23 protein-coding genes are annotated in these 24,315 nt (G+C 50.7%); 10 read left to right on the forward strand and 13 right to left on the reverse strand.

Annotated features, from left to right (window positions below; genetic code table 11):
* Positions 1 to 53: 53 nt before the first annotated feature.
* The 4 genes from AAHB90_RS21785 to AAHB90_RS21800 all read right to left on the reverse strand — a co-directional run bounded on the left by AAHB90_RS21785 (position 54) and on the right by AAHB90_RS21800 (position 2,985).
* A complete protein-coding gene (locus AAHB90_RS21785) occupies positions 54 to 1,406 on the reverse strand; it encodes an amidohydrolase family protein (RefSeq protein WP_342087326.1) in 1,353 nt (450 codons plus the stop codon).
* A gap of 101 nt (positions 1,407 to 1,507) precedes the next feature.
* A complete protein-coding gene (locus tag AAHB90_RS21790; RefSeq protein ID WP_342087327.1) occupies positions 1,508 to 1,801 on the reverse strand; it encodes a type II toxin-antitoxin system RelE/ParE family toxin in 294 nt (97 codons plus the stop codon).
* On the reverse strand, positions 1,802 to 2,047 hold the full coding sequence (locus AAHB90_RS21795) for a type II toxin-antitoxin system ParD family antitoxin (protein ID WP_342087328.1): 246 nt from the start codon (positions 2,045 to 2,047) through the stop codon (positions 1,802 to 1,804).
* Positions 2,048 to 2,229: 182 nt separating this feature from the next.
* Positions 2,230 to 2,985: an MBL fold metallo-hydrolase gene (locus tag AAHB90_RS21800; protein ID WP_342087565.1), complete on the reverse strand. Its 756-nt coding sequence runs from the start codon at positions 2,983 to 2,985 to the stop codon at positions 2,230 to 2,232.
* A gap of 138 nt (positions 2,986 to 3,123) precedes the next feature.
* Between AAHB90_RS21800 and AAHB90_RS21805 the strand changes: the two genes are divergently transcribed.
* Both AAHB90_RS21805 and AAHB90_RS21810 read left to right on the forward strand, forming a co-directional pair.
* The gene (locus AAHB90_RS21805) at positions 3,124 to 3,909 is read left to right on the forward strand and encodes a hypothetical protein (RefSeq protein WP_342087329.1); all 786 of its coding nucleotides are present in this window, start codon (positions 3,124 to 3,126) and stop codon (positions 3,907 to 3,909) included.
* 84 nt (positions 3,910 to 3,993) lie between these two features.
* Positions 3,994 to 4,632, forward strand: coding sequence for a hypothetical protein (locus AAHB90_RS21810; RefSeq protein ID WP_342087330.1), 639 nt, complete (start codon positions 3,994 to 3,996; stop codon positions 4,630 to 4,632).
* Between the two features lie 110 nt (positions 4,633 to 4,742).
* Here AAHB90_RS21810 and AAHB90_RS21815 read toward each other — a convergent pair whose 3' ends face one another.
* Entirely contained in the window at positions 4,743 to 6,110 is a 1,368-nt protein-coding gene (locus AAHB90_RS21815; RefSeq protein ID WP_342087331.1) for an alpha/beta hydrolase, read from the reverse strand.
* 177 nt (positions 6,111 to 6,287) lie between these two features.
* Between AAHB90_RS21815 and AAHB90_RS21820 the strand changes: the two genes are divergently transcribed.
* The 3 genes from AAHB90_RS21820 (at position 6,288) to AAHB90_RS21830 (ending at position 8,542) form a co-directional block, all read left to right on the forward strand.
* A complete protein-coding gene (locus tag AAHB90_RS21820; RefSeq protein ID WP_342087332.1) occupies positions 6,288 to 6,737 on the forward strand; it encodes a glycine zipper family protein in 450 nt (149 codons plus the stop codon).
* A 293-nt stretch (positions 6,738 to 7,030) separates the two neighbouring features.
* Complete coding sequence (locus tag AAHB90_RS21825; protein WP_342087333.1) at positions 7,031 to 7,684, forward strand: dihydrofolate reductase family protein; 654 nt, start codon at positions 7,031 to 7,033, stop codon at positions 7,682 to 7,684.
* Between the two features lie 93 nt (positions 7,685 to 7,777).
* Positions 7,778 to 8,542: a methyltransferase domain-containing protein gene (locus AAHB90_RS21830; RefSeq protein WP_342087334.1), complete on the forward strand. Its 765-nt coding sequence runs from the start codon at positions 7,778 to 7,780 to the stop codon at positions 8,540 to 8,542.
* A gap of 56 nt (positions 8,543 to 8,598) precedes the next feature.
* Here the strand turns inward: AAHB90_RS21830 and AAHB90_RS21835 are convergent, their stop codons facing one another.
* Positions 8,599 to 9,489 (reverse strand): SDR family oxidoreductase, encoded by an 891-nt coding sequence (locus AAHB90_RS21835; RefSeq protein ID WP_342087336.1) that lies wholly within the window; start codon positions 9,487 to 9,489, stop codon positions 8,599 to 8,601.
* Positions 9,490 to 9,568: 79 nt separating this feature from the next.
* Here AAHB90_RS21835 and AAHB90_RS21840 point away from each other — a divergent pair, with 79 nt between their 5' ends.
* The 5 genes from AAHB90_RS21840 (at position 9,569) to AAHB90_RS21860 (ending at position 13,520) form a co-directional block, all read left to right on the forward strand.
* Positions 9,569 to 9,955 carry a winged helix-turn-helix transcriptional regulator gene (locus AAHB90_RS21840; RefSeq protein ID WP_342087337.1) on the forward strand — a complete coding sequence of 129 codons (387 nt, stop codon included), beginning with the start codon at positions 9,569 to 9,571 and terminating at the stop codon, positions 9,953 to 9,955.
* An 88-nt stretch (positions 9,956 to 10,043) separates the two neighbouring features.
* Positions 10,044 to 10,454: a DUF6157 family protein gene (locus AAHB90_RS21845; RefSeq protein WP_342087338.1), complete on the forward strand. Its 411-nt coding sequence runs from the start codon at positions 10,044 to 10,046 to the stop codon at positions 10,452 to 10,454.
* Positions 10,455 to 10,511: 57 nt separating this feature from the next.
* The gene (locus tag AAHB90_RS21850) at positions 10,512 to 12,164 is read left to right on the forward strand and encodes a PQQ-dependent sugar dehydrogenase (protein ID WP_342087339.1); all 1,653 of its coding nucleotides are present in this window, start codon (positions 10,512 to 10,514) and stop codon (positions 12,162 to 12,164) included.
* Positions 12,165 to 12,212: 48 nt separating this feature from the next.
* Positions 12,213 to 12,794 (forward strand): hypothetical protein, encoded by a 582-nt coding sequence (locus tag AAHB90_RS21855; RefSeq protein ID WP_342087340.1) that lies wholly within the window; start codon positions 12,213 to 12,215, stop codon positions 12,792 to 12,794.
* Between the two features lie 30 nt (positions 12,795 to 12,824).
* Positions 12,825 to 13,520, forward strand: a complete 696-nt coding sequence (locus AAHB90_RS21860) for an aspartate/glutamate racemase family protein (protein WP_342087341.1) — start codon at positions 12,825 to 12,827, stop codon at positions 13,518 to 13,520.
* Between the two features lie 84 nt (positions 13,521 to 13,604).
* Here AAHB90_RS21860 and AAHB90_RS21865 read toward each other — a convergent pair whose 3' ends face one another.
* From AAHB90_RS21865 to AAHB90_RS21895, 7 genes are all read right to left on the reverse strand, one after another.
* Positions 13,605 to 15,176, reverse strand: coding sequence for a M81 family metallopeptidase (locus tag AAHB90_RS21865; RefSeq protein WP_342087342.1), 1,572 nt, complete (start codon positions 15,174 to 15,176; stop codon positions 13,605 to 13,607).
* Between the two features lie 140 nt (positions 15,177 to 15,316).
* Positions 15,317 to 16,363, reverse strand: a complete 1,047-nt coding sequence (locus AAHB90_RS21870) for a PDDEXK nuclease domain-containing protein (RefSeq protein ID WP_342087344.1) — start codon at positions 16,361 to 16,363, stop codon at positions 15,317 to 15,319.
* A gap of 189 nt (positions 16,364 to 16,552) precedes the next feature.
* Positions 16,553 to 17,860, reverse strand: coding sequence for a glycoside hydrolase family 71/99-like protein (locus AAHB90_RS21875; protein ID WP_342087345.1), 1,308 nt, complete (start codon positions 17,858 to 17,860; stop codon positions 16,553 to 16,555).
* Positions 17,861 to 17,976: 116 nt separating this feature from the next.
* A complete protein-coding gene (locus AAHB90_RS21880; protein ID WP_342087346.1) occupies positions 17,977 to 18,666 on the reverse strand; it encodes a DUF3823 domain-containing protein in 690 nt (229 codons plus the stop codon).
* A gap of 106 nt (positions 18,667 to 18,772) precedes the next feature.
* A complete protein-coding gene (locus AAHB90_RS21885) occupies positions 18,773 to 20,668 on the reverse strand; it encodes a RagB/SusD family nutrient uptake outer membrane protein (protein ID WP_342087348.1) in 1,896 nt (631 codons plus the stop codon).
* A gap of 12 nt (positions 20,669 to 20,680) precedes the next feature.
* Positions 20,681 to 23,824 carry a SusC/RagA family TonB-linked outer membrane protein gene (locus AAHB90_RS21890; RefSeq protein WP_342087349.1) on the reverse strand — a complete coding sequence of 1,048 codons (3,144 nt, stop codon included), beginning with the start codon at positions 23,822 to 23,824 and terminating at the stop codon, positions 20,681 to 20,683.
* Positions 23,825 to 24,050: 226 nt separating this feature from the next.
* Positions 24,051 to 24,311: a hypothetical protein gene (locus tag AAHB90_RS21895; RefSeq protein ID WP_342087350.1), complete on the reverse strand. Its 261-nt coding sequence runs from the start codon at positions 24,309 to 24,311 to the stop codon at positions 24,051 to 24,053.
* Positions 24,312 to 24,315 lie beyond the last annotated feature (4 nt).

Raw genomic sequence — 24,315 nt, forward strand, 5'->3', positions numbered from 1 at the left:
TTGCACGCTGTCAGCCTGAGCGGAGTCGAAGGCGAGCCCTACCGAAAGAACCCCTACCTAATCTTAAACAACTCAATCGCATTATCCCTCAGCAGCCTCCGCGCGATGTCGATCGCCTCGGCCTCCGTCAGATAGGCATCCCGGACCTTTTCACTCAGTACTTTTGAGACGATGGCCCTAGCGATGAGCGAATGGCCGTAGGTGCCTTCGACGTTGTGGTAATCGCCGCCGAATGCCATTATTTTGTTTGCGGGGACGGTTTCGAGCCATTCGTGGAGGTAGCGCTCGCTGTATGAGGGCGAGATGATGGCCGACCAGCACATGTCGATGTACACGTTGCGGAATGCCTTCGCCTGCGTGGAGAGGATGCCGCCGTACGGGAAGCCGCCGTGGAAGAGGACGAATTTCACATCGCGGTATTGGAGGAAGAGGTTGGCGAGGTGCGACGGGTTGGCGTTGTCGATGATGTTGCCGTCGCCGGATTGCAGGCCGGTATGGAACTGAAACGGTATGTTGTTCTTGCGTACGAGCTGGATGATCTGGTGCATGACGTAGTCCTGGAATGGTTTTACGTCGTTGAATGCGAACGTTTTATCGCCCGGACTGTTCATGAGCCTCGCGAAAACGCTGTCGGCGACGGGCTTGGGCGTGTCTTCATACTTCAACGTGCGGTGATAGGCCAATGCCGATTTGACGCCGATAATGCCCCGGCCCATCGCCTCCTGAAACGCCCCGGCGAGCATCGCAATGTAGGAATCGAGGTCGGAAACGGGCGCATTGTACTCCTTACCGAGCGCGAGCACTTCCTGTTTGGAATGAATGCGGATGAAGGCATCGAACTTCTCCACATACCGGAACATCGGGTTTGCCGAGCGGCTTTTCTCGACGTCCTGGATCGAATATTTGATCTTCGCGCGGTCTTTCAGCACATAATCGTACCATTTACCATTGTAAGATTCGCGCAGCTTTTGCGAAAGCGGCAACACCGTCGAATCGTTGAGGTCCTTTATGCCATAAAGCCTGTCGATCGCCAGCAGCACGGTACGATTATACGCGGTGTTTTTGGATGCTTCGAAAAACGGTTTGATCCGCTTCCATTTCTCGATCACGGTATATTTGTCGGTCAGCAGCTCGGCGAATTCCGGCTTGCTCATCCCGGCGGATTTAATGTCGTCATCGGCATAGTGAAAAAGCAAATGCATAAAGTCGATCGGCCCTTCTTTCGCCACGTCGGCTTCTTCCATCAAATGCTCGTGCGTGTCAACGATTTCGAGGTGATCGACATAGGTTTTAATGCGTGTTTCGAAGCCGGGTTTCGGTTTCGGGCGCAGGGCGATTTGGGAGAAGGTTAAAAAGGGCAGGAGGGTTAGCAATGCGGCGTTGCGTGTTGTTCGGAAAATGTTCATTGGGAAAGTGTCAGGATATTTTGGAGTGAAATAATTGCCTGACTTTATTACCGATGGTTTTGTGATTGATACCATTGGGAAATGAAAAATCCCTTTGAAGGTCAAAGATGCAGCTCGACATCCATGCTCACATGAAGAATGCGGATGATTTCGATGACGTAATCCGAGGACTTTCGGAAGAAGATATTATGCTTGACACAAAGGGTTTTATAATACCCTTTGCGAATCGAGTCGATTGGTTTGGCCTTCGCTTTGGCGTCCGCAATGGCTTGGAAGCAACTGAATAATCCATCAAGATACTTTTCCGCCTGCTCCACCGACCAAGTGTTTTCGGTATAATCCCAAATATCTTCCAAGTCAGATTCGGCTCGACGAGCCAAGCGGTATGATCCCATTTACGATTTCCTTTTTGTCCGCATTCTGGCTTTAAATTCCTCCGGGTCGAAGTCTTCCGCCCAGCCGCTTTGCTCGCCTTCTGCTAATGCCTGTCTCAAAAGCTTCAATTTTTCTTCTTCTCTTTCAAGCAACCGCAGACCAGCCCTTACAACCTCACTCGTGGAGGCATAGCGGCCAGTTTCAATCTGATTTTGAATAAATGTATCAAAATGAGGACCGATGGAAATGGATGTGTTCTTCGTCATGATAAATCTTGCTGAGTTGCTGATTTAATAAAAGTACCAAAAATTGGTAACATTTACGCACAAAAAAATCCCTCCGGAGATTGGAGGGAGGGGGCGTTGTTCGGTACGGACTGTCTTCAACCTCTTTCGCTGAGACTGACATTGTTCCGGTACGGACTGCCTTCGACTGCGCATACCCAATGTCACTTCACCGTATACCAATCCCTAACCCGCACATCAATCTTGCTATCCTTCTCATTCACCAATTTCTTGAATGCCTCGGTATCACTGAACCCATTCTGCCCGCGATAGTGATATGGATAAACCACCTTCGGTTTGAATGCCAAAACAGTAGTGGCAGCCTCGTTGATATCCATCGTATAAGGCAGATTCATGCAAACAAACGCGACATCAATGTTTTTCAATGCCTTCATTTCCGGAATGCCCGATGTGTCGCCGCTGAGGTAAACCGACTTGCCCCCCAATTTGAGGACATAGCCGTTACCGCGACCTTTGGTGTGGCGCGAATCTGCGGTTTCGGGGAGGTTGTACATCGGGATGGCGGTGATGCTAATGCCGAGCTTTTCCGTGGTCTGGCCGTTGGCGAGGACGGTCGTTTTGGCTTTCAATGCATCGGACATCTTATCGACTACGGCTTGTGGGGCGACGATGATGGTGTTGGCCAAGTCGAGGGCGTCCAGCGAGGCTGGGTCGAAATGGTCGCCGTGGATGTCGGTGATCACGATCAGGTCGGGTTTGGCGATGCCTTTGAAGGTCTTATCGCCCTGGTACGGGTCGGCGTAAATGGTTTTGCCGTTCCAGGTCAATGCGAGTGTGGCGTGGTTGAGCGGCTGGATTTTGAGCGGACCTTTGGAGGTCGGAATATCGTCAGGTTTGGGAAGTTGGGCCCAGCAAAGCGAGACCGCGAACAGGAGTAAAAGTGTGAACGTAGTTTTCATCATGTGTTTCATTTTTAGTTGATCAAATTTAGGGTTTGCCGGACGTCAATCAAGCTTTGCGATAATTTTTCATTGCTTTTTAATCGCGAAGTGAGAGAACTGGCTAGCTTGCAAGTCGATCGGTTACAGCTTAATCAAATGACTGGATATTGTAAAGTAGCGCCGCGATGGGCGCGGTTTGTGTTTTGTTTTATATCAATTCTCATCACTAGTCGTGCCTATGAGGGGCTGGCCCAGGAGTTTGTTGTAGCGCCATTTAATTTCAATATCCAAAATGGCTCCTACACGCCCGCAAGTACGAATGCAAAAGCGCTTGCGGAAGTGAAAACGGAAATTCCGCCGCAGACTTTCATGCAAAAGCCTGATCCGAATTTATCGCTACTATATCCGCAGCCGGGCGGTATTTTGCTTTTTAAGTCAAAGAATTTGAAAGACTTAACCAATGTAGCGGGCAAGCTGAGCGGCCCGTCTATGGCTGTGGTTGATACAATTTTTTACAATCAGGTTTATGTCCAGAAAAGTGCTAATGGCGAAGACTATTCTTTTGATATGGTTTATTCTTTACTAATTGACGGAAAGCGCTACTATACCGATTTCCGGCCGCATACCGTCGATTACAGATATCCGCTGGTGTACCACAAACAACTTTTCATGATAGCTTCGCAAGACATGGGCTACGATATGTACGCAGATAAAGGCTATCCCGAACATTTCCACATCGCAGTTTTCGACCTGCAAAATGGCGGAATCAAAACGCGTTTCGTGAGAGAGGAATTGCCATTTCATTATGGTTACGAATTTCTGGATGAAAGCGACGAGGCCATTAAATCGGAGTACAAAGCCGCAGACCAGAGTTTTCGGATTGAAATTAAAGGACTTAATGAGACCTACAAAGGTGTTTGGGATGGGAAGGAGTTAAAATGAAGGAGCCTAACTGTTTTCCAAAAAGTCACTTTTTAACGCAATCCGTCTATCTTCGCGCCCTATTTTTAATTCTAAACAACACCAATGAAGCATTTTACCCGCATTACTTTTCTAATCCTGCTCCTGATACCGATGCTGACCGTCGCGCAGCAAAACGAGGAAAAGCAAGTCAAGAAGACATTTGACGATTACAAATCTGCTATCCTGAATGATAAGGGCGAGGAGGCTGTCGAACAGGTTGATACGAAGACGATAGCCTACTATGGCAGTATTCTGGAAAAGGTGAAAACAGCGGATTCGTTGCAGGTCGATAAGTCTTCTTTAATGGATAAACTGATAATCCTGATCATTCGCCACCGCATTTCGAAGGAGGAAATTATGACTACGAACGGCAAGCAGTTGCTGGTAACGGCCATCAAAATGGGTATGGTTGGGAAGAGTTCTGTGATGAACAATGAGGTGGGTGCCGTGAAAGTGAATGGAAATTTTGCTTCGGGAGAACTTTTGGTGCGTGGGCAGAAAACGCCGCTCGCATTTGAGTTTCATAAAGAAAGCGGCGTATGGAAGCTGGACCTCACGGCACTTTTCCCGGCGGGTGAGGCGGCGTTTCGTCAAATGGTGAAGCAAAGTGGCGAGCCTGAAAATGAGTATTTGCTGTCGCTGATCGAAATGACATCGGGCAAGGAGCCAGGGGCGGATGTTTGGGTGCCCACCCAGCGATGAACGTGCTTCATGTCAAGCTGAGCAGACGCGGCCAACGGAACGATTGTCAGCCTGAGCGGACCGGGCCGCCGGGCGGTCGCTCAGGCTGACAACTAGATTCAATACATCCTCTACACAATCGGCGCCTCTTCTTCCGGCACTGGCGGTTGCACGGTCGCTCCTTCGAGTTGTTTCAAAACGTGCGCCACAACAGGCCTGCAACTGAATAGGTATGCGTGGTGGCTCATCAGGAAGTTCTTCTCCCAGAAGGTTTTGAGAAGGTTAATGTCGCTGTAATCGCCGTTTCTGGCCTTGGTCATTGCTTCGTCGTCATTGTTCAGGAAGCCGTAAAACAGGGGATCAGGCGTGGGGTCAGCGCTTTCTTGGATGATATCCAGCACATTATGGAAATTAAAACCTTCTTCGAGTTTCAGATTAGGGTCTTGTTTGAAGATTTCGTCGCCGTAAGAGCCTAGGTTACGGAAATCGGCGGTGAGACCTTCGGCATCGGGACGGGGATCAAAGCTGGCGGTGTTTTCGTTCAGGTTGAACTGTTTGGAGCTCACATACAGCAGGTAGTCGCTCGGGTCGTAGTAAATGTGAACGTGTTTGCCGAGCTGTTTCAATGGCGTGTAATTGTAATGAAAATGCGGTCCTTTGAATTTTCTCCGCATATTTCTCAACTGCACGCCTCCCTGCTGCACGGCCAGGTGCGTCACGTCCGGGGCCATAAGGAAAATGTTCTCGAAAATGCCCGTCGGAATGCTATGGCCCTCGCCCGGATTGATCATGCCGTTCAGCAACTGATGGCCGAATGAATGCACGACAAGGTTCAGCGTTTTTCCAGCTTCTTTCAGCTTTCGCGAGAGCACTTCAAAATATTCAAACAATCCATTTCGCGTAAACTGCTCCCCATAACCGATCGAGCGGTCGTCGGCTTTTTTGCGCCAGCCATATGACGGCCAGCCGAAGTAAAGCACATTCGCCACGCTGTTTTCGGGGTGTGCGAGGTAGCTTTGGACGAATTGGGGAACAAGTTCCAGTTTGAGGCCCGGTTCCCAGTCGAACCCGTGAATGTAAACAAAAACGTGTTTTCTCGATTCCGGCAATCGGCTCACAGCCTGTGTCACGCCCGTTGCCCATACCTCCGGAAACAGTTCAGTAACCCGGAAATCGCGGTTTGGGGAAGGAGGGAGGTTGGCGAAAAAGAGCTTGTTCGGCGCATCGGCCATATCAATGATCGGTATGCCAGCATTGTGGGCGCGGTAGCAAATGAAGAAATTGGATTTATCAAGGTCGGAAAGGCCTGAATACGCATCCAATTCGACCTTATTACCGATCACCTTCGTGCCGTCAGCGGTAATGTACCAGCGCTCACGATTGTCATACATAGCGCCGGTGATCAGCACGGTGGTGCCCCGGGTCAAAAATGGTTTCGGGCCATTCGGGCCGGGACGCTGGGTTTGCCGGTCGAGGTCGTCATTGATAATGCCTTTCATGTGAGGTGGTTGTTTTGGTATCAAGGTAGTTCTACAAGTTACCCAGTATTTGGATTCTACTCAATCGTTTGTTATTAAGCGGTAGCCAGTTTGTGGTTAAGATAATTCAAGTGGGTAAAACGGCACCTGTGGCACAGTTTTGGATCATTTATTGGCATAACCATCCAAACACCAAAGATGAAAGCTGTTATTTCGATGTTATTCGCCGCCTCAGTTCTGGTAGCTTGTAACACGCAGTCAGACAAGCAAGAAGCCGTTCTCAAAGCTCAGCAAAAAACCATTGATTCCATGCGCGTAGCGATGGAAAAACAGGCTATTATAGATTCGATGAATGCATTGCAGGCTCAGCATAAGGAGGCTGAAAAGTGGGAAGAAATCGAGAAAAATGAGGCAACAAGCCACACACAGGCCGTTGCTAACGCCCCTGCGCCTGCCCCGGCTAAGAAAAAATGGAGCCATACCGCCAAAGGAGCGGTCGTAGGTGCGGGTACCGGTGCGATCACCGGCGCGATCATCAACAAAAAGAGAGGCGAAGGTGCGTTGATCGGTAGTCTCATCGGTGCCGGCGTAGGTGCGGGTACCGGAGCGATCGTCGACCACCAGAAGAAAAAACGCCAGGGACAATAATCTTCACATACGCTATATAAAAATCGATTGCCGGTCGTGAGGCCGGCAATTTTTTTGTGTATTGGTTTCTAAATCCGCTGGTTGGCTGTTTGTTTACCTGTGTTGATGGCTCTGCATCAGCATTTCCCTTTCGCCGTTTCCGGAAACCTAGGGTTAATTGCCGGTAGCAGGACAAAATTTGTCGCAAATGGCCCGTCCGAAAGACGTTTTGACACCCGCTGTAAGTCTCAGGGCACCGGTAACTTTGCATTATCGGAATCAAAGACTATCAACCAATTAACTTTTCGGAAACCATGAGAAAGATCATCACCAACACATTCGTCACATTAGATGGTATAATCCAGGCACCCGGCGGTCCGGAAGAAGATCGCGCCGGCGGCTTCGAATTCGGCGGCTGGTCGTTCCATTATTGGGACGACGTCATGGGCCAGGTAATGGGCGAGGGGATGAGCCAGCCCTATGACCTCCTGCTGGGCCGCAAAACGTATGACATTTTCGCCGCCCACTGGCCATTTATCGAAAACGACCCGACGGCTGACCAGTTCAACGCATGTAACAAATACGTGGCCACCCAAACCTTGAAAGACGCGACCTGGCAAAATACGGTGCTGCTCAATGGCGACACCCTCGAACAAGTAAAAGCGCTCAAAGCCGAAGAAGGCATCGATTTGCAGGTGCACGGAAGCTGCGATTTCATCCAGACGCTCCTGCGCCATAACCTGATCGACGAAATGAATATCTGGATCTTCCCGCTCGTGATCGGTCATGGCAAGAAGCTTTTCGCAGACGGAACGATACCTTCCAATCTCAAATTAACCAAACACGCGATATCCAGCACGGGCGTCATTATCACAACTTATGTGCCCGATGGCGAGATCAAAACGGGGTCGTTTGCATTGGAAGAGCCGACGGAGCTGGAAACGAAGCGCCGGGAAGGGGTTTCTTGATGCTGGTTAATGTTACTTTACCTTGTAATTATAACACCAACTGTTATAATTACAAGGTAAAATCGTTTTCGAGCAACTGTACAATCGTAGCTAATGGCCTGGAATCCGGATGTATACAATCAATTCAAAACGGAGCGCTCGGCGCCGTTTTACGATCTGCTCGCGCTTTTGAAAGTGCGGTCCGGGCTGGAAGTGATTGACCTGGGCTGCGGTACCGGCGAGCTCACTGCCAAAATCGCCGACAAGTTGCCGCATTCAAATGTCCTCGGCGTGGATTCGTCTGCGGAAATGCTTGGGGAGTCGGTTCAGGCGGGTGGAAGTACTCTGCGATTTGAATGCATTCCCATTGAGGAAAAACTCAAAAATGACCGGCAATGGGATGTCGTCTTTTCTAATGCAGCCTTACAATGGATTCCCGATCATGAAAGCCTTTTCCCAACGATCATTTCGCATGTCAGGCCCGGCGGCCAGCTGCTCGTGCAAATGCCTGATCAACCACATAATATAACCAACCGCCTGCTCGCCGAACTCGCGGAAAAGTCACCCTATGCCGATGCATATCAAGGCTGGAACCGGGCATCGAACGTACTTACCATCGACCGGTACGCTGAAATCCTCTTCGAATGCGGCTGTAAATCCATGCAGGTGTTCGAAAAGGTGTATCCATTGATCTTAGATGACATCGACGCATTGGTGACCTGGGTGTCCGGCACCGCACTGCTGCCTTACCTGGAACGCCTGCCGGAGCCATTGAAAAAGCCTTTTCTGGATGATTATAGGGACTTACTAGGGAAACATTTCTCGAAAAAGCCTGTGTTTTATGCTTTCAAAAGAATTCTGATGGAAGCGGAGTTTTGACAAAAACGATGACCGATGCAGCACCACCAGTCATCGTTTTTAACTCTAAACTTTAACTATTGTCCATAAGCCCCCGCAAACCGCTTCGCAAAGTCTTCCAGCTTAAAAGTCCCCTTCACACCCCCACCATTTTCCCAATAATCCTCCTGCATTGTGCCGTTCTGCAACGCCTGCCCCATGTCGCGGTAGAGGCCGGCGAAGCTTTCGTTGAGGCCGGCTTGGAGCATGCCGTTGTAGGCGTCTTCGTCGGAGAATGTGATCCATGGCGTGCCTTCTTTCCCTACGGCTGCACCCAGCACGGCTGCGATTTCGGACGGATGGCGTTCGTCGCTGGAAATGTAGGTAATGGTTTGTGCCTCCGTAAATGGCGCGAGAAGCTGCTCGGTGGCGACTTTGGCGATGTCGTCCGTGTCGGTAAGCACCAGTTTCTCTTCCGTACCGCCGAAGTTACTACCCGCAATGCCCGCGTTTTTGATCAGGCCGATCTGTGCATACAGGTTATTGAAGAAGTAGGACGGACGAAGGATTTTAACCTCCAAACCGGGAATAGCTGCTAGTTTTTCTTCCATATAACCCAATGCATCGATGGGTCCCGCGCCCTTACGCAGGTGTGCGCCTATGCTGCTCAGGAGCACAATACGTGTGATACCGGCAGACTGAATAGCTTGCAGATATTTATCGGCCACTTCGAGCTGGAATGCGGCATAATCGGTAACTGAGAAATCACTCGGGATCATTAAATAAGCGATATCGCCGCTATTAAATGCGCCTTCGAGGAATGCCTCGTCCTGCACGGAACCAATGGTCGCTTGCGCACCGAGGTTTTCTATCTGCTCCTTTTTGGTTGGATTACTGCTGATTACCGTCACTTCATGACCGGCTTTGATAAGGTTTTGAGTTACCGGCAAACTGATATTTCCAAGTGACCCTGTGATGATGTATTTCATGTTCTTTTCGATTTGTTTTTTGATGCGACAAAGCTATATTTGTACTTACTTTTTGACAAGTACTTACCCGAGAGTATGTATGACTAAAATCAAGGAAAACTCTACCTACAATGCCAATCGCGAAATAGTAATGCAGGAGTGCCCGGTTACCTATGTGATGAACAAGATAGGAGGTCACTGGAAGCCCATCATTCTGTACCACCTGTTGGCTGGGAGCAAGCGTTACAGCGAGATAAAAAAGGCAATGCCGCACATCACCGAGAAAATGCTGATCCAACATTTGAAACAGCTCGAAAATGATTGCCTCCTCATCCGCGAGGCCAAGCCGGTGGTGCCGCCATTTGTTACTTACACGCTTACAGAGGCCGGCCGGGAGCTCGAATCGGTGATCAATGCGATGGCTGAATGGGCATATAAGGACATGAAACGGAGCAACTTGCCGGTGGCTGAGGAAATGGCCATATGACCGTCGGGCAAAGTTTTTTTGCTGAGCTGCTTGTCTGCTGACATACTGTTGTCAACAGCGCCATTATTTTGCGCCAAAATAATCCGTCATGAAAGTCCATACCACCAACTACGAAAACACATTCATCGAAGTGGCCGACGATTGTCCCGCTGCGGGCGGTGAAGTGCCGCCGATGAAGGGCGACGCTAAAACTGTGGCCGCCATCGAGTACGAGATGATTAGTAAAAATCCTTACAAATTCACCTCCGACGATGTGCTGTTTCAGGTTTTTGCGGAACGAAAAGACCTCACAGAGAGTGAATTGGAAGAGGCCCGGAAGCAATTCTTTTCAAAAGGACAGGCTTGTATGCGCGCCTCGCCTTTAACCAAACGCTATGGTTGGGGCGTTCACAGCGATAAGGACGGGAAGATCGCGTTGTATGCATGCGACAGTCCGGAATACAAAAAATTCACGTCCGGTGACATAAAGACGGTGAAGGCGATGAAATCGAAGCGGTAATCGTAACGGTTTGGGAAAGAGTTTTTTATATTTACAATCCGCCTCTAACCCGAATCCATGAAATCTCTCTTTTGCCTAGTCTTACTGCTGACCATCGCATTTCATCATGCCTTTGCGCAGCCTCAGCTCGCCATTGAGCCAGTGGCATCGGGGTTTACACGGCCTGTGAAGGTCACGAATGCGTCGGACGGCCGCCTTTTTGTGGCGGAGATTGGCGGGAAGATTAAAATCCTTAAAAACGGCTCGGTTCTCTCACAACCCTTCCTGGATATTGGTGCTAAAATCAATGACCCGGATTGGGCAGGCATTTTCAGCATCGCATTTCCGCCCGATTACCAGGCCTCTGGCTTTTTCTACGTCATGTATGTAGTGAAAAGTAAAACCGAGGTGCAGATATCGCGGTTCTCCCGACAGCCAGCCAATGCCGATCTGGCCGATGCCAACTCGGAGGTGAAAATCCTGACGATCCCGTACGAAGATGTCCTCGGCGGCCATCGTGGAGGTGATATGGCATTTGGTAAAGACGGGTTTTTGTACATCTCAACCGGCGACAATGGTCCCGGCTCCCGCGGCGTGTTGGGAGATCCTTCGAACAATTCGCAGAACATGGGCAAGCTATTTGGCAAGCTTCTCCGATTAGATACCAGCAGTCCGACGCCGGGCGACAACCCGCTGAGCAAGATATTTGCGCTCGGCCTGAGAAACCCCTGGCGGTTCGGCTTCGATCGGCAGACAGGCGATTTGTGGATTGGGGATAACGGGCAGGATGGCTGGGAAGAGATTAATTATTTGGGTTACCCGTTCGGCGGCGCCGTTTCGAATTTTGGCTGGAACTGCCTGGAAGGCACGCAAACCTACAACGCATCGCATTGCGCGCCGGGAACGTCTTACATTGCGCCCAAGCTCACTTATCCGGGTTTCGCCAATAATGGCGGCAACGATGCTTCGGTGATGGGCGGATTTGTTTACCGGGGTTCGCGCTATCCGTCGATGAAGGGCTATTACTTTTTTGGTGATTATTCGACGGGAAAAATAGGGTATATCAATCCGCAGGGAACCGCGACGCCCGACGCCGGTATTTCCTATTCGTCGCTCATTTCGTTTGGGGAGGATCATGCCGGAGAGCTCTATACGTTGTCGTTTTTGAATGGTACTTTATCCAAAATCACCAATCCGGGCGATCCGCTTCCAGTGAAATTGCTTTTTGTGAGGCTTACCAAAACCGATAACCGTTTTCAGATTCATTGGAAAACAGCGCAGGAAAGCAAGTTCTCCCATTTTGAAGTGCAGCGTAGCCGCAATGCCCATACTTTTAAAACACTCGAAACAGTACGCGGCGAAGGAGCGGGGAGTGCCTATGTGTTCACCGACAATGAGCCATTGAGTGAGACAAGCTACTATCGCCTGAAAATGGTCGATGACGACGGCACTTTTAAGTACAGTGCATTGGTAACGGGCACATTGGATATGCGCGAGGAACCCTTTGTATTTCCAAACCCGGGCGGCAGCCAGATCACCATCGGAGGGCTTGTAAAAGGCGATGAAGTTCGGGTCTACAACACTTCGGGATTGCTGGTACTTAGCCGCGATATGGCCGTCGACGGCGAGTGGAAACTGAATATGGAAGGGAAGACTAAGGGTATTTACACCGCTTTTATAGACAATGCAGCGTCCGGGTTTTCGCAAAAATTGAAAATTGCCTACAAGTGAATGCTTTTTCGGTGTTGATTTTTTAATTTACAAAAAACTATCATCGCCATGAAAAGGAACATTCTAACTCATCCGGGTCTCGCGTGGCTGCGCGAGACGCTTCTCTTTTTTCGTAACCACCTTCTGGTCGTCCTGGGCCTCGGCCTCGTCGCCGCTATCGGGCGGATTGTGCAGCTTGGCGCCTTCGGGCCTGTATCGCCGGGCGTGCACATTGCCATGGAAGTAGTGGTCGAATCCGCCAGAATAGGGCTATTCCTGTACGCACTCGGCCTGACGAAAGTCAAAAAAGGTTTTGCGCGGATGAAACTGATGTTCACGAGCCGCAAAGCCTGGTCGGAACACTGGCAAATGGCACGCATGCGGCTGCGATCCGAGTGGCGCACATTGCTCGCCAGTTTCGTCATTTATCTGCTCATAGCATGGGTGATCAACCTGCTGATCGATTATACGGCCTATCAGACTTGCCTCTACTACAAACTCAAAGTCAACAATATCATTGCCGAACAGTCTTCCGAATGGGTGATCATATTGTTTTTCAAAAATCTGTCAGTTATCCCCCTAACGCTCATTTTCAATGCATTATTCCTTCTCTGGTTGACCGGCCGTGTTTCGGACCGTGATCATGCCTGAGTATTTTTTATATCTACACCAACACAAAAAATGAAAAAGTTAGGTCTCGTAGGCGGTATGAGCTGGGTCTCGACCGTCGACTATTATCGTTTTATCAACGAAGGCATTAATGCGAAGCTAGGCGGACTGAATTATGCCGAATGCATTATTTATTCGGTGAATTTCAATGCGTTCGTAAGTAACAACACGGCCGGTAAATGGGATGGCACTTTCCATATCCTGCTGGATGCGTGCCGGAGCCTCGAAAAAGCGGGCACCGAGGGCATTGTACTTTGCGCCAACACCGCGCACGCTGTCGCCGACCGTTTGGAAACTGAAATCAATCTCCCGATCGTACATATTGTAACAGCCACTGCGTCCGCGATCCATGAAAAGGGACTTCGGAAAGTCGGGTTGCTCGGTACGAAGTTTACAATGGAAATGGATTTTTATAAAGATAAACTGGTTAGCCTCGGCATTGAGCCGATCATTCCTGCAACCCAGGAAAGCCGTGATTTTATCCAAAACACTTTGCGCGACGAACTGGGAAAGGGTATAATTTTGGAAAAAACCAAGAAGGAATACCTCGCTATCATCGACGAACTGATCGGTGACGGCGCGGAAGGGATTATTCTCGGCTGCACGGAAATTCCGATGATTATCGGTCAGGAAGATGTGCCGGTGCCTGTTTTCGACACGACAAAAATACATTCAGATGCCGCGGTGGCATTTGCACTGGCGGAGTGAAAATCTATTAAATTTGATGTGGAAGAGTTGAAAGCAAAAGCGGCGCTCCATTGGTGAAACGCCGCTTTTCATTTTTCAGGGAAACTACAATGTGTCCGACGACGGTACCAACTTCGCCCTTAAATCAGGTTCCTTCATGTCCTTATCCAGCGGGAACATCGGGCGTTTAATGCGCTTGTAGGGCAACCGCTCCAAATCCTGATCCACGCCGCCCGGTGTAAGCGACAAAATCCAGTCGGCACGCATGTTGTAAAGCTCCGGTTCGAGGTACCCGATTTTTACAACGACAATATCCGACTTGCGTGGGTTTAGGCCCAGTCGGGTAAAATCGGCCTCCTTATGGTAAGGTTTGCGTTTTTTCGTGACGATCACGTGCACGCTGCCCACTTTCACTACCACCTCGGTTTCCGCATTCACGTCACCCTGGTAAATGGCTTCCACGGTACCGACCAAATGCACGGGCGGCGCAAAGCGCGCATCCACCTTCGCACCCGCATAGGCGTCTATTTTGCCCCCAACACCCGCTTTTACAGCGGCTTCTACCAGTTCCGGGCCGGGAATGGATGCATAAATGAGCGACGGGCCATTTTCTGCCTTGAATTCAGGACGTTTCAGGATTTCAGTGATCGTCCAGGTAACATCACCCGCGCCCCCGGCGGTAGGGTTGTCACCGGAGTCGCTGATGAAAAACGGATGCTTATCACTTGCGAGCGCCTTGTTCAATGCGCCTTTCAGGTCGTCGGTAGGCGCTACAAAATCGAATTCCTTACGCACATCCCAGAAGCTTTTGGCCAGCATTTCGGCATTTTTGGTCACCTGGGCCTTATCGTCGCCAGTTACCATCACCACGGCATGGTTACGCGGCTCATCCGCCCAGGCGTAGCCTACCCACATGGCGGCATCGATCACACCCGGCTGCACCGAAGCAGGCGCTACCTTCGCATAAAGTGATTTTCCGGGTTCAATGCGGGTACTCGTCTTTTCGCCGGGCAGCAGGATCGGCACCGGAATCCAGGCTTTGTACGCAGGTTTGCCCTTTCCGCTTTCGAGGCGCGACAATAAATTTGCCACGGCTCGTCGTTTAGACTGCATCGCATCCTCGTGAGGCGCCATGCGGTAGCAGGTAATGAGGTCGGTATTTTGTGCGAGACGCCATGAAACGTTGCCGTGAAGGTCCATACAGGTCGAAATAAGCACTTTTTTGCCAATCACCTCGCGAATGCGGATGATGAGGTCGCCTTCCGGATCATCCAGCCCTTCCACGCTCATCGCGCCGTGAATATCGAAATACAGGCCGTCGTAGGGGCCATTCTTTTTTAGTAGTTCGAGCGTCTGCTTCACCAGCGATTCGTAAGCTGCGCGCGTCACCATACCGCCCGGCAGCGATTTGCCAACCAGCGCCGGCAGCCATTTCGCCCGCTTCCGCAAGCTGGAATCCGCCGCCATAAAAGGGTAGGAGATAAAGATCTGCTCGCCGGTTTTGGCCTTGAAGGCCGGTTCCTCGGTCCGCGCCGGCGAAAACGTGCTCGATTCAATGCCTAGCCCGGCGATCGCAATGCGGGGAAGCGCTTTGGATTTTTTTTCTCCATCCGCGAAGCACAGTATTTGTGCTCCCGTCAAAAGGAAAGAAATGATTAGGGAAAATGTAATTTTCATATATTTTGTTTTAACAAACTGGCCCGAGGCCTCTATTTTGTTTAAACATAATGAAAAATGACGAAATGGGATGGGTGGGTGAATTTGTGCAAGGATAGCTTGCACAAATTCACTACTTTTTGAGGCAGATCATGGAGGAGCTACTTGCGTGGTTTGCTTGGAGGCCGTTTTGACTGCCCAATCTCCTTTTTGATTTCCAGTATCGATGGCAGGGAGGCTTTTAGGCTCTTAGGAATCGCTTCAATCAGTTCGTATTGCGAAATTCCAATCGGTTTGCTAAGATCACGCAACGCATATTCGGCGATCACGCCATTTTTATCCTGGCAAATCAACAAACCGATACTTGGCTGATCGCTCTCAGATTTCAGTTTATCATCTACTACCGACAGATAGAAATTAAGTTTACCGGCATATTCCGGCATGAATTTTCCCTTTTTAAGCTCTACTACCACATAGCAATGCAGCTTCACGTGGTAAAAGAGCAAGTCGATGTAGAAATCCTGATCACCTACTTCGATATGTACTTGCTTTCCGACAAATGCGAATCCCGCACCGAGTTCCAGCAGAAACTTCATGACATGATCGGTCAATGCATCTTCCAACTCCTTTTCCTGGCATAGGTCGGTCAAATTCAGGAAGTCAAAGATGTAAGGGTCTTTAGTGATCTGCTGTACCAGATCCGACTGTGGCGATGGCAATGCAGAGCTAAAATTTGAAATGGCTTTCCCTTTTCGCTTGAAATACCGGGAGTCTATTTGGGCAACCATGACGTCCCGAGACCAACCGTTTTTGTAGGCCTCCTTCACATAAAAAAGCCTTTCTTCATGGCTTTTTACCTTATTAATCAAGGTAATGTGATGGTACCAGGGAATTTGTGCAAGCGTCGCTTGCACAAATTCAGGGTCGGGATAGATAGCGGCAAATTGCCGCATGTATTTGAGGTTTCTGGCCGACAGACCTTGCATGTCGGGAAATTCTTTTCGCAGATCTTGCGATAGTTTGTCGATTACTTTGGCGCCCCATTCCGACCGGTTTTGCCGGTTCAGAATCCAATTTCCGATTTGCCAGTATACTTGTAGTAATGCCGAATTAGCTGCCAGGTTTACCTTAAATCTGGCCAGCCGGATTTCGGATTTGATTCGGTCTAAAAAGTCACCATAGTCAACGGGCAAGTTGTCGTGTGTCATAGAAATAATGAGAGGGTGAAGCCACAATTTAGTGGTAATACCAATCGCATTATTCCCATTAATGCATGATTTGTTCAAACTGCCGGTATTAATTAGCAGAAGGTTTAATGCATTTATACCTTATGAATTATTACAAAAAATGGCAATTTGTGCAAGCGTCGCTTGCACAAATTCGAGCCTGTATATCAATCACTTACGCGCCGGTTTCGTAGCCCCGTAACCACTCTTCCCGTGAAACCATTCGGCCCCTTGCCCCACGAGCCATAGGTAATAATCAGAGGGCAGGTCCGCTTCTATCCCTACGAACTTGCCATCCGCATTCAATGGCGTGTCGCCTTCCTTGCGGGTTTTGAAAATGGCGGTGCCTTCGTCCACCTCGTCGAACATGGCCACATACAGGGCTTCGGCGCCAGACATTTTGGCGCCCGCGATTTGTTGCCAGAGGAACTCGCCTTTGTTGCGGGGGATCTGGTTGTAGAGCGACTTGTCGTTTTTGAGGTTACCCCAGCTGAAACCGGGAAAAACGAGCGGCGCGTAGTCGATTTTGTTCGTTTTGCACCATGCAATGTCGGCTGACAGGTTCGGACCGGCAACATTCAGATAGGTGGAGGCATTATAGCGCCCGACGGCCCAGGGCATGATGATATCGGCCTGCTTGATGACCGTATGCAGCAGAGGCGAATTTTCGGTATCGCGGCCGAGTTCGCGCCAGTAGTAGGGCACGCCCAGGAGTATCGAAGCCTTTTTGGAAGGACCTTTTACCTTGTCCAGCAACTTTTGAATGTCGGCAACGGTGTATTTGCGGCCGTCGTTGAAGCCTACGCCCCAGATTGCCAGCAACGGACGGCCATTGTGACGGAGGTAGGTGGGGTTTTCCTGTCCGTCGAACAGTTTGAACAGCTGTTGAAGCTCTTCCCAATCCTTCGCGATAAAATCCATATCCGCCGAAGTAGAGCCGCTCAGATCGTACATGATACTGATCGCCCGGCCGTACTTTTTGGAGGCTTTTAACGCATTGGCCAGTACTTTATTGAAATGCCTTTTACCGCTCTCACCTTTTACTTCCGACACAAACCTTTGCATATATACGCCGTCGATCCCGTGCTCTTTCATCCATTTGAAATGCAAGTCCACGCTTTCTTCGTCATATGGGCTATACACTTTGGCCGCCTCGCCATTGGCATATTTAAATGCTGTGTTGTAGGTTTTGGGGTACTCGGTCACATCCGGCCAGAAATCAATGGACGCGAAGCCCGGCTCGAACTTGCCCGCCTTCTGATAATGGTGCCAGCCGCGTCCGGCGCCATCGCCTTCGGCCGTGAACCAGCCCTGATACCCGGCCATCACCAGTCCTTTGTAGCTTTTGAAAAGTGAATGCGATTCGTCGTATTTGACTTCTTCGACCGGTTTGGGATCGTCCGTTTCAGGATTTTCATCACCGCCCTTGCAGCCGAACGACATCAGGGAAATGCAGAATAGTAGTTTGAATAATTTCATAAGAGGCTGTAAGCTTTAAGCTGTATGCATTAAGCTTATGGTTGTTTAAAATATTTATTGCCGCAGGCCAGTACTGAAAGCCTGAGGCTTAAAGCCTATTGCCTACGGCTTTTCATTTACAATTCCACCCTTACCGCTTTCGCATAATTAAACTTCGACTCTGGTGCATCAATAATGCCGCCCACGCGGAAGAAATACGGGTTGCCGCTCTTCAAAACATTGCTGTTCGAAGGCAGATCGAGTTCCAGTTGGTACACCTTGTTCGGGTCGATGGCCCCGTTGATCTCCTGCTCCGCGAGCGCCACACGCATAGGCTCGCCCACGGACGGTTCCGGGTGCGCGTACAAGCCGATCTTCTTCACATTATTCAGCACGGTTTGCTGCAATTTGAACTTGGCAACAACTTTCGTTCCCAACTTTTCAATGCTTGCTTCTTTCACCCGAATGTAAGGCTGCACCTTGAAGTCCAGCTGCGTTTCGCCTTTCACAGTCACCTCTTGTGGTGTAACAGGCACAAAGTTTCCGCGGACTGGCGTAATGGTGTACGTGTTGGCAAAAATCAGGTTGTTGCGGTAACTACCGTCGTTTTTGACGATCATCGTTTGCTTGGTCTGCGAAGCATAACCATGCTCAATGTACTCGATCGTGCTGCCGCGAATAATGTCCTGCTCGACCGGCTCATTAGTTTCGGCATCCAGGAATGTACCGTACAATTGCGAATCAGGCGCCGGGTAATTGTCGACGCTGCAAGCCCCCGTGCCGAAAAGGAGCAGGAGGGTGGAAGTATAGGTGATTATCTGTTTCATTGGTAGATATGGTTTTGGCTGTAAGCTTTAGGCGTTAAGCTGTAAGCCTTTTTGTTGTTTGCCAAATGCGCATTGCTTAAAGCTTATAGCTTAAAGCTTTCTTTGATTAATACTGCGGATTCTGGACCAGACCATTCGCTCCGATACCGGGAATATAGCGGTAGTACTGGCGGTAATCGAATGTGGACGGATTGCTGCGGGGCACATTGACGCGAACGAAAATGTACTTCGCTGGCGTTACGCGCAGGTCGAGAACCGGAAGCAATGCGTGGCGCATGGTGTTGTTGAATACCGTGTGGTATTCGCGACGGCGGATCAGGTCCCAGAAACGCTTGTTCTCAAATGCCAGCTCCACGCGTCTTTCCCGGATCACATTATTGATCGTGAGCGGGATTTCGGTTTTATGGCCGGCACGGCGACGAATGTCGTTCAATGCTTTCGCGCCCTTCACTTTGTCGCCTGTACCGCTTTCGGCAATGGCTTCGGCGTAGATCAGCAGGATTTCGGCATAGCGGAAATCGGCGAAATCGGTCACGCATTGGTTCCAGCCTGGCGCGATATTCAATCCCTCATTCAAAAACTTCTTGAAACTCACCCCGGTGCGCGTGTTGTTGCCGCCCCAGGTATCGAAGCCCGAATATTGCGTACGATCAGCCGCGCCGTACGTGTAGTAGGTTTTGCCCGCATGGTTGAACGGGTCGCCGCCCATGATCTGTGTCGAGCCGTCGGGTTTGATAAAACCGGCCTGGATCACGATTTTCTGGCCCTTCCAGCTGGTGCCGGGCAGGATCATCGTCGCCCACATGCGCGCGTCCTTGCCTTTGAAAATATCGTTTTCGGTATCAAATCTTTTGTATTGTTTCGATGCATTGAAACCCGTGTAGTCGCTCAGGTCGTTGGCTGCGGCCGAGGTGGCGAGCGGCGCGCTTTCGCCGGGCTTGTCGTAACTTTCGTAAACGTCCATCAGTTCCAGCGTCGGGTTCATGCGGCCCGGGTGCGGCCAGCCGTTGGCGGTCTGGTTGGGCTGGTACCAAATGCCGTAGTTATGGCCCGTGCCCGATCCCGGCCTTGCGTATCCTTTGATGAAAATGACCTCCTCCGGTGCATTGTTAGGGTCTTCGAAAAGCACACGGTAGTTGTTGGCAGCTTCTTCCGGCGTTGCTGGCGTGGGTTTGTATAAATTAAATTTACCCGAATTAATAATCGCCTCCGACGCCTCGATCGCCGCTTTATAAAACTCCGCTGCCGCCGTTTTGTCCAGGCCCACCAGTTTCTGGTCGACAGCCGTTCCCGAGATCGGGGCACGGTCGGCGTACTTGGCCAGTGAAGCCGCATGCAGTGCCGCGCGGGATTTCAGGGCATATGCCACCCATTTGGTCGCACGCCGCTCGCCGCCGGGCCACGAATCGCCGAGATTCCCAATGGCCGTATCGCATTCTTTCAATACAAAATCCCAGGTTTCCTTTTCAGTGCTGCGGGGCACTTTGAGCGCTTCCACATCGCCTTCATACTTCTGCACCGAGGTGATCAGCGGCACGCCGCCATAGCGCTTCACCAACGCGAAATAGGCATAGGCGCGGATGAATGCACTTTCACCGACCAGCGCCTTACGTTCTTCGTCGGTAACATCGAGGGTAGGGATGATGTCGATCAGGATATTGACGTCCCGGATCAGCTTGTAGCCCTGGTCCCACCATTGGAAATCATCATTACCGATAAAATCACCAAACTCGGTATGCACGGCCTCGTCGGTGGACATGGCCGGGGCGAAACCGCCATTGTTCGGGTCGCCGGTATTCCAGTTGAAGCCCTGACGGAAGAAGGTAAAATCCTCGATCGGCAGCTGGTAATACAGGTTGGCCATATACAATTTCACGCCCTCGGGGTTGGAGAACAGGTTCTCGCCCTGCAATTTGTCCAGAGGCTGCTTGTCGAGCACATCGCCGCAGCTCATCGCTGCGAGTACGAGAAGAAGGGTTAGGGTATTTTTTAAATAGCTCATTATCAATTAATATTAAAATTTGACATTGATCCCGAAGTTGTAGCTTCTCGTCACCGGGTAGGTGAGCCCCGCTCCGAACAATCCTTCCACTTTCTCAGGATCGAAAGGCTTCACGAACGAATCGGCCCAGGTGAAGATGTTGTGCGCATTGCCATACACACGAACATCGTTGATACCGATCTTTTTCAGCCAGGACAGATTAAATGTATAGCCCAGCTGCGCGCTCTTGAACCGCAGGTAGGAAGCGTCTTTCCGCCACGCGCCGCTTTCGGCGTACATCGCGCCCACATTGTAGTTGAACCGGGATGCAGGCCATTCGCCGGGGATCCATTGGCCGTCGGGCGACTGGTGCCATCTGTCGTAGAAATACTCGGGCGTGTTGCCGCGGAATGCGAAAACTTCGGCATAAACCTCGCGGAAACGTACGCTATACTTGCCCGATCCCTGGAACAATGCGGTGAAATCGAAACCTTTCCACGAAGCATTCAATGTCACTCCATAATACATTTTAGGATCGCCACCAAAGAAAAGCGGAATGGCATCGTTGCCGTCAATCACGCCGTTTCCGTCTACATCCTTGTATTTGAAATCGCCGGGAAGCTCTCGGGTATTGCCAAGGTCGCCATTCTGGATGGGCGCGTAAATGACCTCGTCCTTGCTCTGGAACTGGCCTTCGAGCTGGTAGGCCCATACCACGTCGTTCCAGCGATTGGTAGCGCCGCCACGCCATTTGTCCATGCTGCTCAGGAACTCGCCGCGTTCCACGTAGCGGTTCTGCGTGCGGGCAAAGTTGAAGTTACCCGAAATGCCGTATTTGAAATCGCGGATCTGACCATTGTAGGCGGCCGAAAATTCAATCCCGCGTACCCGGTCGCTGTTCAGGTTTTCTTCGGGCAATGTACCGCCGAAAGTGTTGGGCAGCGAAACGTTCCTGCGTGCCAGCAGGCCTTTGCGATCGCGCTGGTACACGTCGAAGGTAAGGTCGATTTTGTTATCCCATAGACCCACATCGATACCCACATCCTGGATATTCGACTTGAACCACGTGAGCTTCTCGTTCACGATCGCCGGGGAAGCCGCGCCGGTGGTGTAGTTGCCGTTGGTAAACTCGTACCCGCCGCCGCCGGTGAGCGAGAAGCCGGGCACATATTGAAACGGCGCACCCGCATCGGCACCCACCAGACCATACGAACCTCTCAGTTTCAGATTGGAAACAAACGGCACCCGCTTCATAAATGCTTCCTCCGAAATCCGCCAGCCGGCCGACAAGACCGGGAACAGGCCCCAGCGACGGTCGGGATGGTAGCGGTACGAGCCATCGTAACGCGCCGCGATTTCCAACAGGTATTTTTCTTTGAAATCATAATTCAAACGGCCTACATATGACTGACTTGCGTATTCCGACTCGGAACCGCTGGTCGTCTGGTTGTTCAATCCCGCCTGGTCGATCTGATCATTGGTGAAAAAAGCATACTCCCGGCCGAGCCCTGCCCAGCGGTTGTGCGATTCCTGCTGCTCGTACACCAATGTCGCCCCCAGGTTATGGTTTTTCGCGATCATTGTATTGTAAAACAGCTGTCCCTGGAACGTAATGCGGTTATTGTCTGTGAAATTGTTGCCGATCCGCGACGGGTTACGCTGCGCATGAGCCGTGTATTTGTCCGTCGCCGCATCATAGGTATACAGGTTATAAGCCTTCGAAACCGACTTCGCGCGGTAGTTGTTGCTATCATAAGCCACCAATCCTTTAATGCGCAGGCCCGGTACGAAGGGTACGGTGTAGGTCAATGCAAAAGTCGATTGGAAGAACTTGTTGACCTCCTGGGAATAACCGGTCAGGCTTCTGTCCGCCAGGGCAACCGGGTTGTAGCCGCCGCTGAGTAATGCGGGGTATTTAGGGTTGTCGTTGGCATAGGGGCGCTCCGTGGGCAATGCAATGCGGGTTCCTTTGTAAATGTTAAAGAAGTTATCGCCCGGTTGCTCGCGTCTATCGAACAGGCCTGAGAGAATGAGGTCGGCTTTGAGATTTTTGGTTAAATCAATCCCAATATTGGAACGGAAGGTGTATTTCTGGTAACCCATATCGCCGCTTTTGAGCAAGCCGTTTTCCTTCTGATAGCCGAAGCTGGTGAAGTAGTTTACCACGCCTTCACCGCCGGAAGCGGAGATGAAATGCTGCTGCTGGCCCGCCGATTTGTTCAAAGTTTCCTTATACCAATCGGTGCCCTGGTAGCCGGGAGCGCCGCTGCGGAACTTCTCGATTTCCTCTGGCGAAAACACCGGATTTTCCCCAAGATTCTTCGCTGCGTCGTTACGCATTTCAGCCCATTGCAATGCACTGGTCATTTTCGGCACGTCGGTAGGGCTCTGGCGGCCGTATACCATATTGTAGCTGAACTGCGGCTTGCCTTGCTTACCTTTTTTGGTCGTCACGATCACTACGCCATTCCCTGCGCGGATCCCGAAAATCGCAGCGGATGCGTCTTTGAGCACCGAAATACTCTCGATATCATCCGGGTTGATCTTCTGAAATTCATAACCGCCGTCCCGCGCCACACCATCCACCACATATAACGGCTCGCCAAAGCCGCGTATATTAATACTCGTGCTGAAAGAGCCTGGTTCGCCGGAATTCTGGCGGATCTGTACACCGGCCACTTTCCCTTGCAGGCTTTGTGCAAGGCTGGTATGCGTAGTTGTTTTGATTTGTTCCGAAACGATGTTCGAAATGGCGCCCGTGAGCGTCTGTTTGCGCTGCGTGCCGTAACCCACTACCACCACTTCCTGCAACTCGTCGGTGCTGGGTTCGAGCTGTACGTTAAAGTTCGTGCGGCTACCGACGGTGATCTCCTGCCTTTTGTAACCCAAAAAACTCACAATAATCACCGATCCGGATTTGGGAACCGAGAGGGAAAATTTTCCATTGGCATCAGTAGTCGTACCCTTGGTGGTACCTTGCAGTACAATGCTCGCTCCGGGAATGGCACTGCTTTTCTCGTCTTTGACTTCGCCGCTGATGAGCGTTTCGTCGGCGGCAGATTGTGCCATCACGCCCACTTGAACGAGCAGCATTACGCATAATGCAATGCACACACGCCAGGGCATTGTCCGGGCTGTACGCCTGCATGAGGGGTTTGATAGAAGTTGTTTGTCCATACCGTAGGGCTAAGTTCCTTTTCGTTTAATTGCATGAGAGCGGTCGGCCGATCCGTGGGGTCAAAGTAATCGGGGGTTGATTAAGAAATGGTTAACAAACCATTAATGCAGCGCTTAATCCCGTTGATTTTTACATTATCCCGGTAAATTATTGGGGGATTTTGGGGTGGGGCAACAAAAAACGCCCCGCGATGAAGCGGGGCGTCCGGATTGGAGTTAAGGCAAACTATGGTTTTGCTTGTTCCTTTTCGTGAGAATCGTCGCAATGTTCCCAATGTCGATGGTGAGACGCTGCGGCATACGGCGCGCCCCCGCGGAATGCGAAAATGTTCATCATGATAAAGGCAAAAATGATCGCTACGGCGGCGATGCGTGCGGCGATCGTCAGGCCGCGGCGCTTGGAGAACGGTCCGTAAATGTATCCTATGATGAAGACCATACAGGCTACGAACAGGATACGTGCGAAAATCAATAATGCGAAAAACATGGTT

It is taken from the genome of Dyadobacter sp. OTU695, assembly GCF_038440355.1.
Lineage (GTDB): Bacteria > Bacteroidota > Bacteroidia > Cytophagales > Spirosomataceae > Dyadobacter.